The sequence below is a fragment of the Arthrobacter sp. THG-b23 genome, assembly GCF_059091265.1.
The window spans coordinates 156,260-171,195 of sequence record NZ_JBNHGM010000004.1 but is presented as its reverse complement, the minus strand read 5'-3'; the positions used below and the strand labels follow the sequence as shown (position 1 = coordinate 171,195).

9 protein-coding genes are annotated in these 14,936 nt (G+C 69.2%); 8 read left to right on the top strand and 1 reads right to left on the bottom strand.

The genetic code is table 11. The features are described from left to right. The first annotated feature begins 28 nt into the window (after positions 1–28). Positions 29–1,633, top strand: a complete 1,605-nt coding sequence (gene groL, locus AC5RVD_RS09720) for a chaperonin GroEL (protein ID WP_494113644.1) — start codon at positions 29–31, stop codon at positions 1,631–1,633. 239 nt (positions 1,634–1,872) lie between these two features. Further along, on the top strand, positions 1,873–3,378 hold the full coding sequence (guaB, locus tag AC5RVD_RS09715; RefSeq protein WP_493988976.1) for an IMP dehydrogenase: 1,506 nt from the start codon (positions 1,873–1,875) through the stop codon (positions 3,376–3,378). Positions 3,379–3,487: 109 nt separating this feature from the next. Here guaB and AC5RVD_RS09710 read toward each other — a convergent pair whose 3' ends face one another. After that, positions 3,488–4,318, bottom strand: a complete 831-nt coding sequence (locus AC5RVD_RS09710) for a hypothetical protein (protein WP_494126816.1) — start codon at positions 4,316–4,318, stop codon at positions 3,488–3,490. A 419-nt stretch (positions 4,319–4,737) separates the two neighbouring features. Between AC5RVD_RS09710 and AC5RVD_RS09705 the strand changes: the two genes are divergently transcribed. From AC5RVD_RS09705 to AC5RVD_RS09680, 6 genes are all read left to right on the top strand, one after another. Continuing rightward, on the top strand, positions 4,738–5,877 hold the full coding sequence (locus tag AC5RVD_RS09705; RefSeq protein ID WP_493988978.1) for a GuaB3 family IMP dehydrogenase-related protein: 1,140 nt from the start codon (positions 4,738–4,740) through the stop codon (positions 5,875–5,877). Positions 5,878–5,905: 28 nt separating this feature from the next. After that, complete coding sequence (locus AC5RVD_RS09700; RefSeq protein WP_494113642.1) at positions 5,906–7,630, top strand: glycerol-3-phosphate dehydrogenase/oxidase; 1,725 nt, start codon at positions 5,906–5,908, stop codon at positions 7,628–7,630. Positions 7,631–7,681: 51 nt separating this feature from the next. After that, positions 7,682–8,569 carry an SURF1 family protein gene (locus tag AC5RVD_RS09695; protein WP_494126815.1) on the top strand — a complete coding sequence of 296 codons (888 nt, stop codon included), beginning with the start codon at positions 7,682–7,684 and terminating at the stop codon, positions 8,567–8,569. Positions 8,570–8,574: 5 nt separating this feature from the next. Next, entirely contained in the window at positions 8,575–9,066 is a 492-nt protein-coding gene (locus tag AC5RVD_RS09690; protein WP_494113640.1) for a DUF3817 domain-containing protein, read from the top strand. 129 nt (positions 9,067–9,195) lie between these two features. Then, complete coding sequence (gene guaA / locus AC5RVD_RS09685; RefSeq protein WP_494113639.1) at positions 9,196–10,785, top strand: glutamine-hydrolyzing GMP synthase; 1,590 nt, start codon at positions 9,196–9,198, stop codon at positions 10,783–10,785. A 117-nt stretch (positions 10,786–10,902) separates the two neighbouring features. Beyond that, positions 10,903–14,931: a DUF4011 domain-containing protein gene (locus AC5RVD_RS09680; RefSeq protein ID WP_494126885.1), complete on the top strand. Its 4,029-nt coding sequence runs from the start codon at positions 10,903–10,905 to the stop codon at positions 14,929–14,931. Positions 14,932–14,936: the final 5 nt, after the last annotated feature.

The following is a 14,936-nucleotide window of genomic DNA, read 5'->3' as shown; positions in this document are numbered from 1 at the left end:
GGGCATTTTGCGTGAAAGGAACAAATTCATGGCAAAGCAGTTGGAGTTCAACGACGCTGCCCGCAGGGCGCTGGAAGCCGGCGTCGACAAGCTCGCCAATACCGTCCGGGTCACCCTCGGTCCACGTGGCCGCAACGTGGTCCTGGACAAGAAGTGGGGCGCCCCCACCATCACCAACGACGGCGTGACCATCGCCCGCGAGGTGGAACTCGACGATCCGTACGAGAACCTCGGCGCGCAGTTGGCCAAGGAAGTCGCCACCAAGACCAACGATGTTGCCGGTGACGGCACCACCACCGCTACCGTCCTGGCCCAGGCCCTGGTGAAGGAAGGCCTCCGCAACGTGGCCGCCGGCGCCGCCCCCGGCGCCCTCAAGCACGGCATCGAGGTAGCGGTCGAGGCCGTGGCCGCCCGCCTGCTGGAGAACGCCCGCGAGGTCGGAGGCAAGGTCGCCGAGGTCGCCACCATCTCCGCCCAGAGCCCCGAGGTCGGCAAGCTGCTGGCCGAAGCGTTCGACAAGGTGGGCAAGGACGGCGTCATCACCATCGAAGAGGGCTCCAGCATGGAGACCGAGCTGGTGCTCACCGAGGGCATGCAGTTCGACAAGGGCCTGCTGTCGCAGTACTTCGTCACCGACCAGGAGCGCCAGGAGGCAGTCCTCGAGGACGCGCTGATCCTGATCTCCCAGGGCAAGATCTCCACGGTGCAGGAGTTCCTGCCGCTGCTGGAAAAGGTGCTGCAGGCCAACAAGCCGCTGTTCATCATCGCCGAAGACATCGACGGCGAAGCCCTCTCCACCCTGGTGGTCAACAAGATCCGCGGCACCCTGAACGTTGCCGCCGTGAAGGCACCGGGCTTTGGCGACCGCCGCAAGGCCATGCTGCAGGACATCGCGGTGCTCACCGGCGCCCAGGTCGTGTCCGCGGACCTCGGCCTGAAGCTGGACCAGGTGGGCCTCGAGGTGCTGGGTACGGCACGCCGCATCACCGTCACCAAGGACAACACCACCATCGTTGACGGCGCCGGTTCCGAGGCCGACGTGGCCGACCGCGTGGCCCAGTTGCAGGCAGAGGTGCTGCGCACCGATTCCGATTGGGACCGCGAGAAGCTCCAGGAGCGCCTGGCCAAGCTGTCCGGCGGCATCGGCGTGATCAAGGTCGGCGCTGCCACCGAGGTCGAAATGAAGGAGAAGAAGCACCGGATCGAGGACGCCGTGTCCTCCACCCGCGCTGCCCTGGAAGAAGGCATCGTGGCCGGTGGCGGCACCGCCCTGGTGCACGCCGCCCAGGCTCTGGAGACCGACCCGAACGTGCTGGCGCTCGAGGGCGACGCAGCCACCGCCGTCGGCCTGGTCCGCCGTGCGCTGGCCCAGCCGCTGCGCTGGATCGCGGAAAACGCCGGCCACGAGGGCATGGTCGTCGTCTCCAAGGTCGGCGAGCTGGAGGTCAACAACGGCTTCAACGCCGCCACCGGCGAATACGAGGACCTCGTCGCCGCCGGCATCATCGACCCGGTGAAGGTGACCCGTTCGGCGTTGCGCAACGCAGCCTCGATCGCGGCACTGGTGCTGACCACCGAAACCCTGGTCGTCGAGAAGCCGGCCGAAGAGGACGAGCACAACCACCAGCACTAGCGCACGCCGCCAGCTGCTGGTCGGGCCTCGCCCGTCCGGAGGGGATCCTGCCCGTGGCAGGGTCCCCTCCGTCGTCGTGGGCGCCCACGTGTTGTCCGCCCGCGTTAGCTCCGCCACATCGGTGTCCGCGGGAAATAGTGGGCGGGGCGGAATCGTTTTAGGATGTAACCAACCCCGGAAACCGATTCTCGCTGTCGGTGACTGGCGGCCGCCACCGGTATCGTTCGAAAGGCCCTGCAGTGTCCGAAGAATTTAATCCGTTCGCTTTCGAGGGTCTGACCTACGACGACGTGCTCCTGCTGCCCGGCCCGACGGATGTGATTCCGTCCGAGGCCGACACCAGCTCCAGGCTGACCCGCCGCATCACGGTCCAGACCCCGCTCCTCTCCGCCGCCATGGATACCGTGACGGAATCGCGGATGGCCATCGCCATGGCGCGCCAGGGCGGCCTGGGCGTCATCCACCGCAACCTGTCCATCCAGGACCAGGCCGAGCACGTGGACCGGGTCAAGCGCAGTGAGTCCGGCATGATCACCAATCCGGTGACCATCGCCCCGGATGCCACGCTGGCCGAACTGGACGAGCTTTGCTACAACTACCGCGTGTCCGGACTGCCCGTGGTGGACTCCGAGGGCAAGCTCGTGGGCATCTGCACCAACCGAGACACCCGTTTCGTGCCCCGCGCCGACTATCCCACCACCAAGGTGCATGAGGTGATGACCTCCATGCCGTTGATCACGGGCAAGGTGGGCATCAGCCGTCCGGAAGTCATTGAACTGCTGGGCAAGAACCGGATCGAGAAACTCCCGCTGGTGGACGACGCCGGCATGCTGCAGGGTTTGATCACCGTCAAGGACTTCGACAAGGCGGAGCAGTACCCGCTGGCCACCAAGGACGACGACGGCCGGCTGCGCGTCGGCGCGGCGGTCGGCTTCTTCGGCGACGGCTACGAGCGCTCCATGACCATGATCGAGGCCGGCGTGGACGTGCTGGTGGTGGATACCGCCAACGGCCACAGCCAGGGCGTGCTGGACATGATCGCCCGGCTGAAGAAGGACCCGGCCGCGGCCCATGTGGACGTGATCGGCGGTCAGGCCGCCACCCGCGAGGGCGCGCAGGCGCTGGTCGACGCCGGCGCCGACGCCATTAAGGTGGGCGTGGGCCCGGGCTCCATCTGCACCACCCGCGTGGTCGCCGGCGTGGGCGTCCCGCAGATCACCGCGATCTACGAGTCGGCCAAGGCGGCCATCCCGGCCGGCATCCCGGTGATTGCCGACGGCGGCCTGCAGCATTCCGGCGACATCGGCAAGGCCTTGGTCGCCGGCGCGGACACCGTGATGCTCGGTTCGCTGCTGGCCGGGGCCGCAGAGTCCCCGGGCGACCTGGTGTTCGTCAACGGCAAGCAGTTCAAGGCCTACCGCGGCATGGGCTCGCTGGGGGCCATGCAGACGCGCGGCAAGAACACTTCCTACTCCAAGGACCGCTACTTCCAGGCCGACGTGCCGGACGACGAGAAGCTGATCCCCGAGGGCATCGAAGGCCAGGTGCCGTACCGCGGCCCGCTCTCCGCCGTCGCGCACCAGCTGGTGGGCGGCCTGCGCCAGACGATGTTCTACACCGGTGCCCGCAGCGTCGCCGAGCTGAAGGCCAAAGGCAAGTTCGTGCGGATCACGGCGGCGGGGCTGAAGGAGTCCCACCCGCACGACATCATGATGACCGTGGAGGCACCGAACTACAAGCGGTAGTCCCGCAGTCTTCGGCGGCGCCGTTCCCCACAACAGGGGGAGCGGCGCCCCTCGCGTTAACCAGCGGCAGGACTTTCGCCAACACCGCGCCGGCGGTGAGCCGGGGCGGTCAGCGGGGCGGCGACAGCACCGGGGGCGCGCCCACGGGCCGCGACCAGCCGCGCGTATGGACGGGACAGCGCATCGGTGCGTGGGCACGGGTGTGCAAGCGGCCGCCGACCGCGACGCGGGTGAGCCAACGGAGCCGGCGTCGGAAGATCAGAAGCGCGATGAGCACGAGGGCCGCGGTGTCGGGCCAGCGCGGCGCCGGCCAGTTATCCGGCGCGGGCGGATACGCCCCGTAGGACAATCCGGCGGCCCGCTCGAAGTGGTTGCGTGAGGAGGGGAACAGTGCCCCGTCGATGATGTATGCCGCCGGAAATGCGAACGGGCCGGCGAGCAAGTTAGCTACGGCCCACTGGTCAACATGCCGCGACTCGTGGATGGCGAGGGCCTCGTCCCCGGCCCGGGTCTGGGAGATGTTCGGGCCGTAGCGGACGTACTGGCCCTCATCGGCTATGCCATATCCGTTGACGCTCAATGGGCCCGCTGGGTCTACCGGCGGCATCCACGCAACGAACACGTCGCCGAGCATTGTTCCGCCACCACTGGTTCGCGGCGGGGGCCAGAACATGACCAACAGCGACGGTCCTGTGCACGCTTCCATATCAAGGCTGCGCCCGGTCAGGACCCCGACGCCGCTGATAGGGGCGACCAGGAAATTGCGGGTGATGCGCCACGGGGCCGGTGGTGAAATCTGCAGACGCGGCTCGGGCTTGATCTGTCCGTCGGCGGTGATATGGCTGTGGCAAACGATTGGCGGGGAGAGCGCCTCCTGGAAGCGGGCCCCGGCTCCCGCAACCAGGAGGGCCGCCACCACAAAGAGGGCGACACCCTGCACCCGCTGGTGGACAGCGCAAACGGTACACGATGCGGCTCTCCGCAACCGGCGCGAACGACGGGAGGGCATGGACCAGACCAGCCCGGCGACGCCAAAACATAGGGTGGCCGCCACGCCACTCGCGAACGGTCGCATGCGCTCAACGGACCGCCGGAATCTTCCTCCCATGACTGACCACTTCCCGCTCCGGCTACCTGCGGCCGGCCGGCGGCAACCGTATAGCGAGCGGGCCTACGGTGCGCTTGCCTGCCGTGCGGCAGGTCGAGCGTACCGCCTGCGCCGGGACGACGCCAGCAGTCGGAAGAGGAGTGCCTTGCGGTCGACACGAGGGGGTCCGCCCTGTCCGCTGGGCGCCGGCGAAAGTCCTGTCCCTGCCCGTTCCACGGTGAAGCGTTCCAGCGGTGGGATAACCTAGAGCCGTGACTTACGAGATTGAAATTGGCCGTGGCAAGCGTGGGCGCCGAGCCTACTCCCTCGACGACGTGGCGATCGTCCCCTCGCGCCGGACGCGCGATCCGAAGGACGTCTCGGTCAGCTGGCAGATCGACGCGTATACGTTCGACGCCCCGGTCATCGCCGCGCCGATGGACTCGGTCATGTCGCCGGCCACCGCCATCGCGCTGGGCAAGCTGGGCGGCCTGGGCGTCCTCAATCTCGAGGGCCTGTGGACCCGGTACGAGGATCCGCTGCCGGTGCTCGACGAGATCGCCGCGCTGGGCACCGAGAACTTCAGCCCGGCCGCGACCAAGCGGATGCAGGAGCTCTACTCCGCGCCCGTGCAGCCGGAATTGATCACCTCCCGGCTGGCCGAGATCCGGGAAGCCGGGGTGACCGTGGCCGGCTCGCTGACGCCGCAGCGCACCCAGGAGTTCTACAAGACCGTGGTGGCCGCCGGCGTGGACATCTTCGTGATCCGCGGCACCACCGTCTCCGCCGAACACGTCTCCAAGACGCAGGAACCGCTGAACCTGAAGCAGTTCATCTACGAGCTGGACACGCCCGTGATCGTCGGCGGCGCCGCCGGCTACACCCCGGCCCTGCACCTGATGCGCACCGGCGCCGCCGGCGTGCTGGTGGGCTTCGGCGGGGGAGCGACGACAACCACGCGCCGGGCGCTGGGCATCCACGCCCCGATGGCGTCGGCGATCTCCGATGTGGCGGCCGCGCGCCGGGACTACATGGACGAATCGGGCGGCCGCTACGTGCATGTGATTGCCGACGGCGGCGTGGGCTTCAGCGGCGACATCGTCAAGGCCATCGCCATGGGAGCCGACGCCGTGATGCTCGGTTCCGCGCTGGCCCGGGCGGAGGAAGCGCCGGGCCGGGGCTGGCACTGGGGCCAGGAGGCCCACCACGACGAACTGCCCCGGGGCGACCGCGTGAACGTGGGAACCGTCGGACCGCTGGAGCGGGTGCTCCACGGCCCGTCCAACCACACCGACGGAACCTCCAACCTGGTCGGTGCGCTGCGCCGGTCGATGGCGACCACCGGGTACTCCGACCTGAAAGAGTTCCAGCGCTGCGAAGTGGTGCTGGCGCCGATCCAGGCGGGCGACTGATCTGATCATGCTGGGAGGCTGATAGGCGATGACCACCGGAGCCCTGAGTCCCGAGAGCCGCGAGCAGGCGCTGGCCGCCCTGCGCGCCACACAGGAGCGCGGGGCCGAGCTGGACGTGCTGATCGTCGGCGGCGGGGTGGTGGGTGCCGGGGCCGCCCTGGACGCGGTGACCCGCGGGCTCGACGTGGGCATCGTCGAAGCCCGGGACTGGGCCTCGGGCACGTCCTCCCGGTCTTCCAAGCTGATCCACGGCGGGCTGCGGTACCTGGAGATGCTGGACTTCGCCTTGGTCCGCGAGGCCCTGCAGGAACGGGGACTGCTGCTGGAGCGCATCGCGCCGCACCTGGTGCGGCCGGTGCCGTTCCTGTACCCGCTGACCAAACGGTACGTGGAGCGGCCCTACGTCGGCGCGGGCGTGGCCTTGTACGACGCCCTGGCCATCGCCTCGGGCCGCGGCCGCGGCGTCCCCTTCCACAAGCACCTGTCCCGGCGGGGGACCCTCCGGGCGGCGCCCAGCCTGAAGAAGGACGCCATGGTGGGGTCCATCCGCTACTACGACGCGCAGGTGGACGACGCCCGGCTGGTGGTCAACATTGTCCGCACCGCAGCGGCGTTCGGGGCGCACGCGGCGAACCGACTGGCGGTGGTCGATTTCCTGCGCGAGGGCGAACGCGTGGTCGGCGCCCGGGTGCGGAACCAGGAGGACGGCAGCGAGTTCAACATCCGGGCCAAGCAGGTGGTCAACGCCACCGGCGTGTGGACGGACGAAACCCAGGCCATGGTGACCGAACGGGGCCAGCTGAGCGTGCGTTCCTCCAAGGGGATCCACCTGGTGGTGCCGCGTGACCGGTTCCAGTCCACGGTGGGGCTGATCCTGCGCACCGAGAAGTCCGTGCTGTTCGTGATTCCGTGGGGGCGGCACTGGATCATCGGCACCACCGACACCGACTGGAACCTGGACAAGGCCCACCCCGCGGCCTCGTCCAAGGACATCGACTACCTGCTGGACCATGTCAACCAAGTGCTCCAGCGTCCGCTCACCCGGGAGGACGTCGAGGGCGTCTACGCCGGGCTCCGGCCGCTGCTGGCGGGCGAGAACGACTCCACCGCCAAGCTCTCGCGCGAACATGTGGTGGCGCACCCGGTCCCCGGACTGGTGGTGGTGGCCGGCGGCAAGTACACCACCTACCGCGTGATGGCCAAGGACGCCGTGGACGAGGCGGCACGGGCCCTCGACGAGCGCGTCCCGCCCAGCTGCACGGACACCATCCCGCTGCTCGGCGCCTCCGGTTTCAAGGCAGCATGGAACAAGCGCAGCCGCACGGCGGACCGAACGGGCATCCACGTGGCCCGGGTGGAACACCTGCTCAACCGTTACGGATCCATGGTCGGCGAGGTGCTGGACATCATCACCGAACGGCCGGAGCTGGCCGAACCGCTGCCCGGTGCCGACGACTACCTGGCGGCCGAGGTTGTTTATGCGACCACGCACGAGGGAGCCCGGCACATCCACGACGTGCTCACCCGCCGGACCCGGATCTCCATCGAGGCCTGGGACCGCGGTGTCTCCGCCGCGCCGGTCGTCGCCAAGCTGATGGCGCCCCTCCTCGGCTGGAGTGAAGGGCAGGTGGAACGCGAGGTGAAGCACTACCTGGCCCGCGTGGAAGCCGAACGGCTCAGCCAGGAGCAGCCTGACGACGTCACCGCCGACAGCGCCCGTATGGGCGTTGACGACATCGTTCCGCTGGCCTGAGGGCGCCGGGCAGGATTCGTTTTCTACATGGTTGCGAAGTACCTTTAATGGGTGCTCAAGACTGCCCTGAAACCCCGCTGGATAGCGGCTCTGGTGCTTGCGCTGGCGCTGTCCACGGTGTTCGTGCTGCTGAGCCAGTGGCAGTTTTCCACGTCGCAGAGCGAACCGCCCCCGCCCCCCGGCGAGACGGAAGCCGTCAAGCCGCTCACCGACGTCTTTGAACCGGGCATCCCGATGACGGCCGCCACCGCGGACCAAATGGTCACCTTCGACGGCAGCTTCGTCCCCGGCGGACAGGTGCTGGTCCAAAACCGCCTGCAGGACGGGGAAGAAGGTTTCTGGGTGGTCGACCCGTTCGCGGTGGACGGCGTGGAGCAGTTCGGCGAAGGCGTGGTCATCCCTGTCGTGCGCGGCTGGGTCGAGGAACCGGCGGACGCCGTTCCCGCCCCCGAAGGCGAGGCCACCGTCGTCGGGCGCCTGTTGCCCACCGAAGCTCCGCTGCCCGGAACCCTGCCCGCCGGCCAGGTCGCTTCGCTGTCCGCGGCCGAGCTGATCAACCGCTGGAACGCGCCCGGCTACTCCGGCTTCGTGGTCGGGACCGGCTTCACCGTGGGCGGCACCGATCTGGGCACCGCGACCGACGGGACATCGATGCAGCCGGTGGTTGTCGGGCCGCAGCCACAGGAAGCGCCGGTCAACTGGATGAACGTCTTCTACGCGGTGGAATGGGTGGTGTTCGCCGGATTCGCCATCTTCCTCTGGTGGCGGCTGGTGGCCGACGACTACCGCCGCGACCTGGAGGCAGCCGAAGACGCGGCCGAAGCAGCCCGCCATGCTGCCGAAGCCGGGCGGGGGAGCGCGGCAGGCCAGGCAGGCGCCCGCCACGGCGGCGACGCCGCCGACCAGACCACACCCAGCACACCCCACACAACGAGGTAGTCCACGTGACCGAAAACGCCCCCGACCGTTCCGCCGCGACCCAGCGTCCGGCCAAACGCCGCTTCGGCGGAACCCACGCCCAGATCCGCTCCGCCCTGACCTTCTACAAGGTCACCTCCTACATCACCGGCATCATGCTGCTGCTGCTCTGCGTGGAGATGGTGCTGCGGTACGGCTTCAACCTGTTCCTGTTCGCCGGGGCCACCAACACCCTGACGGGCGAGACCTTCGCGCTGGGACTGGCGCAGGCCGAACCGTCGGTGATCGACGGCATGAACCTGTCCATCGCGGTGCTGATAGCGCACGGCTGGCTGTACGTGCTGTACCTGATTGCCGACTTCCGGCTCTGGTCGCTCATGCGCTGGCCGTTCAGCAAGTTCGTGCTGATCGCCCTGGGCGGCGTGATCCCGTTCCTGTCCATCATCCTGGAACGCAAGGTGCACCGCGAGGTGGAAGAAGAACTGGCCGCCCATCCCGAGGCCGCCAAGCGCTACTGACAGGCGCCGGGCACCCGCCGCGGTGCCGGGGCGCGACGGCGGGTGGGCACCCGCCGTCGTGCGCTAGCTCACGCGGCGGGGCCGGACGCCAAAGTGCGTGGCCCCGGACGCGGCGACTATCCTGTAAGGGTGACTACTCCTCCCCCCGCCACTACGGACCACCGGCCCGTCCTCGTCGTTGACTACGGGGCCCAGTACGCGCAGCTGATCGCCCGCCGCGTGCGCGAGGCCAACGTGTATTCCGAAATCGTTCCGCACACCTACACCACCGAACAGCTGATGGCCAAGAACCCGGTGGCCATCATCCTCTCCGGCGGGCCCTCCAGCGTCTACGCCGAAGGGGCGCCGAACGTCGGCGCGGACCTGTTCGAGGCCGGCGTCCCGGTGTTCGGCATCTGCTACGGCTTCCAGGCCATGGCGAACGCCCTGGGCGGCAAGGTGGCAAAGACCGGCCTGCGCGAGTACGGCGCCACGGACGCCACCGCGGTGGGGGAGGGCCGGTCCATCCTGGCCGGCGTGCCCTCCGTCCAGAACACCTGGATGAGCCACGGCGATTCGGTGCAGGAGGCCCCCGCAGGATTCGACGTGCTGGCCAGCACGGCCGGCGCCCCGGTGGCCGCCTTCGCGAACGACGAGAAAAGGCTGTACGGCGTGCAGTGGCACCCCGAGGTCAAGCATTCGGCCCACGGCCAGCGGGTGCTCGAGAACTTCCTCTTCCGTGGCGCCGGGCTGGAGCCCAACTGGACCACCGGCAACATCGTGGACGAGCAGGTGGAGCGCATCCGCGCCCAGATCGGCGATTCCCGCGTGATCTGCGGGCTGTCCGGCGGCGTGGACTCCGCCGTTGCCGCGGCCCTGGTGCAGCGCGCGGTCGGCGACCAGCTGACCTGCGTCTTCGTGGACCACGGACTGTTGCGCGAGGGCGAGGCCGAGCAGGTGGAGCGTGACTTCGTCGCGGCCACGGGCGTGAAGCTGTACGTAGCCAACGAGCAGCAGCGTTTCCTGTCGGCGCTGGCCGGCGTCACCGACCCGGAGACCAAGCGCAAGATCATCGGCCGCGAGTTCATCCGCGCCTTCGAAGCCGCCGAGAAAGCGGTGCTGGCCGAGGCCGCCGCCGAAGGGGAGTCGGTGAAGTTCCTGGTGCAGGGAACGCTCTACCCGGACGTGGTCGAGTCCGGCGGCGGCGAGGGCGCCGCCAACATCAAGAGCCACCACAACGTGGGCGGGTTGCCCGAGGACCTGCAGTTCGAGCTGGTTGAGCCGCTGCGGACGCTGTTCAAGGACGAAGTCCGTGCCGTCGGCGCCCAGCTGGGCCTGCCGGCCGAAATCGTCGGACGCCAGCCGTTCCCCGGCCCGGGCCTTGGCATCCGGATCATCGGCGAAGTCACGCAGGAGCGCCTGGACCTGCTGCGCAAGGCGGACGCGATCGCCCGCGCCGAACTGACCGCCGCCGGCCTGGACCAGGAAGTCTGGCAGATGCCGGTGGTCCTGCTGGCCGACGTGCGCAGCGTGGGCGTGCAGGGCGACGGCCGCACCTACGGACACCCGATCGTGCTCCGTCCGGTCTCCTCCGAGGACGCGATGACCGCAGACTGGTCGCGGCTCCCCTATGACCTGCTGGCCCGGATCTCCAACCGCATTACCAACGAAGTGGACGGCGTCAACCGCGTGGTGCTCGACGTGACGAGCAAACCGCCGGGAACCATCGAGTGGGAGTAGCCACAACGGGCGACCGCTGCCCAGCCGCGGCGCAGCTGCGGATGAACTGCAAGGCAATTTCGCCGAGCAGTGTTGCGGTCGCCCGTTTGGCGTTTAAAGTCCGATACCTTGTTTGACATGCCGTTGTGGTCCAGGCAAGTCGCCGAGAGTGAAGTAAAGGGGGCAGCCGTGTCGCTGGCCAGCGTAGCTGAGGCTGCTGAAGACGTTGTGGCATCGTGGCTGGAAAACCTGGGAGATCTTGCCGGGTCGGACACCTTGCTGCGGTTCGCCCCGACGTCGTCGAACAGCATTGACCTGACGCATGCCCACCCCTCCGGCCTGGCGCAGCTGCTGGCCGGGCGCCGCACCCGTCTTTCCACCTTGCTGCGCGAGCCGAACCAGTACGCCGCGGCCATGCGCACCGCCCGCAGCCTGCGCGCCAAGATCTACGAACTGGGCTCCGACCGCGGCATCGACGTCGGGTACCTGGCCGCCGGCACCGCGTCCTGGCGGGTTCCCGAGGTCGGCCGGTCGGAGGCGCTGAACGCCCCGGTGATGCTGATCCCGGTGGCGCTGGCCGTTCGCCCCAGCCAGGACGACTTCGAACTGCAGTTGACCGACCGCGCCCGGCTGAACCCGGCCCTGGTCCGCCACCTGTCCGCGGAGCAGGGGGTCGGCATCGATGCCGAGGCGACCGCACGGCTGGCCTACAGCACCGCCCGCCTGGATCCGCACCCCGTGCTGGAACGTCTGCGCCTGCTCACCGCCGACGTGCGGAACATGACCATCGAACACCATCTCCTGGTGTCGACCTTTGCGGACTTGGAAGCGGTCACGGACCCGGTCCTTCTCGATGCCGGCCATCCGGTGATCCGCGCGTTGGCCGAGGCCGGCGCCGGCTCCCAGGCCGGACCCCGTCCGCTGGCCGGCCGCAACGCGGTGCCCGTGCCGGAGGTGGAGCTGCCGCCGATCGACGAACGCGATCCGCAGGACGAGTTCCTGCTGCTCGACGCCGACGCCGCCCAGCAACAGGTGCTGGACCTCGTCCAGGCCGGGCACTCGCTGGTGGTCTCGGCGCCGCCGGGCACCGGGCAGACCCAGACCGCACTCAACGCTGCGGCGGCGCTGGCCTACGAGGGCAAGAGCGTGCTGGTGGTGGCCGAGCGCCGCGGCACGCTGACGGAGTTCGCGCAGCAGCTGGAAACCGTGGACCTGGGGTCGCTGGCGCTGCAGCTGAGCGGGGACCTGACGCCGGAACAGCTGCGCCGGGCGCTGATCCGCGCGATCAGCCGCAGCGAAAAGGCGCAGGAGCCGCAGCTTCAGAAGCTGCACACCACCCTCACCGAGCACCGGCACAAGCTCCTGGAGCATGTGAAGTCGCTGCACAACGTGCGCAGCCGCTGGCGCTGTTCCCCCTACCAGGCTATGCAGTCGCTGGCCAAGCTCACCTCGCTCGATCCGGCGCCGGCGACCACCGTGCGGCTGAAGCGGTCGGTGCTGGACAGCATCACCGACCGGGCGGAGCTGGCGGCCCGGCTGGTCCGGGCAGCCGAGCTGGGCAGCTTCAGCAAGTCCGCCACCACCAGCCCGTGGTTCGGTGCCAAGCTGCTCAACCGCAAGGAAACCGAAGACGCCCACCAGCTGGCCGCCGACCTCGCCAAGGACGTTCCGCGGCTGCGCGAACGGATGAACAAGGTCGCCGAACATTCGCAGATCGCCCTCGCCGGGACGTTCCGCGAGTGGGGGGAACAGCTCCAGCTGCTGGTGGAGGTCCGCGGCAGCCTCGACAAGTTCACCCCGGACATCTTCGACCGGCCGGTCACCGACCTGATTTCCGCGACCGCGCCGAGTTCCTGGCGGCGCGACCGCGGAATCGAAATGAGTTCGATGACGCGGTCCCGGCTGCGCAAGGTGGCCAAGGAATACATCCGCCCGGGCGTGCACATCTCCGACCTGCATGAATCCCTCTTCGAGGTGCAGCAGCAGCGGACAAAGTGGGCCGACTACGCGACGTCGCAGCGCCATCCGGCGGTGCCCTCCGGGCTGGCGGACCTGAACGGCTTTTACCGGGAGGTGGCACAACGCCTCGGGAAACTGGCCGCACTGCTGGCGCCGGTGCCCGAAGACCGTGCCCTCGCGGCCCTGCCCGACGGCGAACTCCAGGAACAGCTCGACGCCCTGGCCGCGGACCGCGAAACGCTGGTGAACCTGCCCGAACGGACGCTGCTGCTGGAGCAGATGCGCGAACACGGCCTGACCGAACTGCTGGACGATCTGGCCAAACGCGAAGTCGGCGCGAACGAGGTCAGTGCGGAACTGGACCTGGCGTGGTGGCAGTCGGCACTCGAAGCGATGATCAGCGGCGACGACTACCTCGCCATGTCCGACGGCGACAACCTGCGCAAGCTCGAGGCTGTCTACCGGCTCGCGGACAACGCGCACATCGCGTCCGGGCCCGCCCGGCTGCGCTGGGAACTGGCACAGAACTGGCGGCACTCGCTCAAGAGCAAGCCCAAAGCCGCGCAGCGGTTGCGCGACCTGCTCAAGGCCGGCGAACCCACACTGGCCGCCCTGGGGCAGCAGTCGGAGTCCCTCGTTTCGGCCCTGTTGCCGATTTGGACTGCCTCCCCGCTGGTGCTGCCGCTGCTGCTCCCGGAAGGCAAGCACTTCGATGCCGTGATCGTCCTCGACGCCGAAGCCACCAGCCTGCCGTCGGCGCTGACCGCGCTCTCCCGGGCGCACCAGGTGGTGGCGTTCGGCGACGGCGAGTTGGGCCGCGCCGAGCCTTTCGAAGTCAACGTGGACCGGCGGAACGATCCCGTTACCGGCGAAGCCCCGCAACCGTTGGCCAGCTGCTTCCACGCGCTCTCCGAGGTGCTGCCGGTGGTGGCGCTGACCACCGCCTATCGTGCCGTGGACCTGGACCTGACCCGGTCGTTGAGCGAGAAGTTCTACGGCGGTTCGCTGTCCCGGCTGCCCGGCGCCAGCTCCATCCGCGGGGGCGGGCTGGAAGTGGAATATCTGCCCGACGGTACCGGGATGCCCGGCGCCGGACACGAAGGCGTGGAAAGCGTCCCGGCCGAACTCAACCGCGTGGTGGACCTCGTCTTCGAGCACATCAGCCTTCGGCCGTCGCGGTCGCTGGCGGTGGTGACGGCCAGCGCCCGGCACGCCGCCCGCGTCGCGGAGGCCATCCGGCTGCAGATGCCCAATTACCCGGCGGCGGCAGATTTCTTCCACCGCCGCCAGGAGCCCTTCCGGGTGGTTCCCGTCGAACGCGCGTCCGGGTTGGTCCGCGACGACGTGATCTTCTCGCTCGGCTTTGGCCGCACGCCGCACGGGCGTGCGGTGCACGACTTCGGACCCCTGTCCGCGCCGCACGGGCGGGCGCTCTTCGCGACCGCGGTGACCCGTTCCCGGCAGTCGCTGCACGTGCTCAGCTGCTTCCGCCCCGAGGACCTGGACCCCGAGCGGCTGCGGCATGGAGCCCTCGACTTCCATGACCTGCTGGACCGCCACCTCGGCGACGGCCGGTTCACGGCGCCCGAAATCTCTCCCGGAATCGACGACCCGCTGGTCGCGGACCTGGTGGAGCGCATCCGCACCCGCGGCGCACGGGTCTGGGATCATTACTACGGAGTCATCGACATCGCGGCCAGCACGGGATCGGTACAGTATTCGCCGGATGTTGAACCGACCCTGCCGGTGGCCTTGGAATCGGACGGCAGCCAGCAGTACCAGGAGCTGACCGTGCGCGAGCGCAGCCGGCTGCGCCCGCAACAGCTCGAGCGGTTGGGCTGGCGGCCGCTGACGCTGTGGACCATCGAGGTGTTCACGGATCCGGAGAAGTGCGCAGACCTGATCGGAGGCTACTTGGGACTGCACAAGCCGGAAGAACCGGCAGACAAGGACGACCGTCCGGCCACCCCGCGGAGGCCGGAGCCGGCGGAGCAGGCACCGCAGGCGGAGGGGTCCCCGCACGCCGCGGGTTCGGCAGACGAGCCAGGCGATGCCGGCGACGACCGGTTGCGGCCGCGCCGGGCCAGGCGCAACCAGTCGCCGACGCTGCCCACCAAGGCGTCGGAGGACGACCCCCGTGCGTGGGGCGACCGGGAAGAGGACCGGGACGCCTGGCTGCGCGAGCAGCGCCCGCCGCACTGGGGCTAGGCCGG

Bases quoted from the DNA above. Each gene is read 5' to 3' on its own strand.
- groL (WP_494113644.1), top strand. From the start codon at position 29: ATGGCAAAGCAGTTGGAGTTCAACGACGCTGCCCGCAGGGCGCTGGAA.
- AC5RVD_RS09700 (WP_494113642.1), top strand. From the start codon at position 5,906: ATGACCACCGGAGCCCTGAGTCCCGAGAGCCGCGAGCAGGCGCTGGCC.
- AC5RVD_RS09680 (WP_494126885.1), top strand. From the start codon at position 10,903: ATGCCGTTGTGGTCCAGGCAAGTCGCCGAGAGTGAAGTAAAGGGGGCA.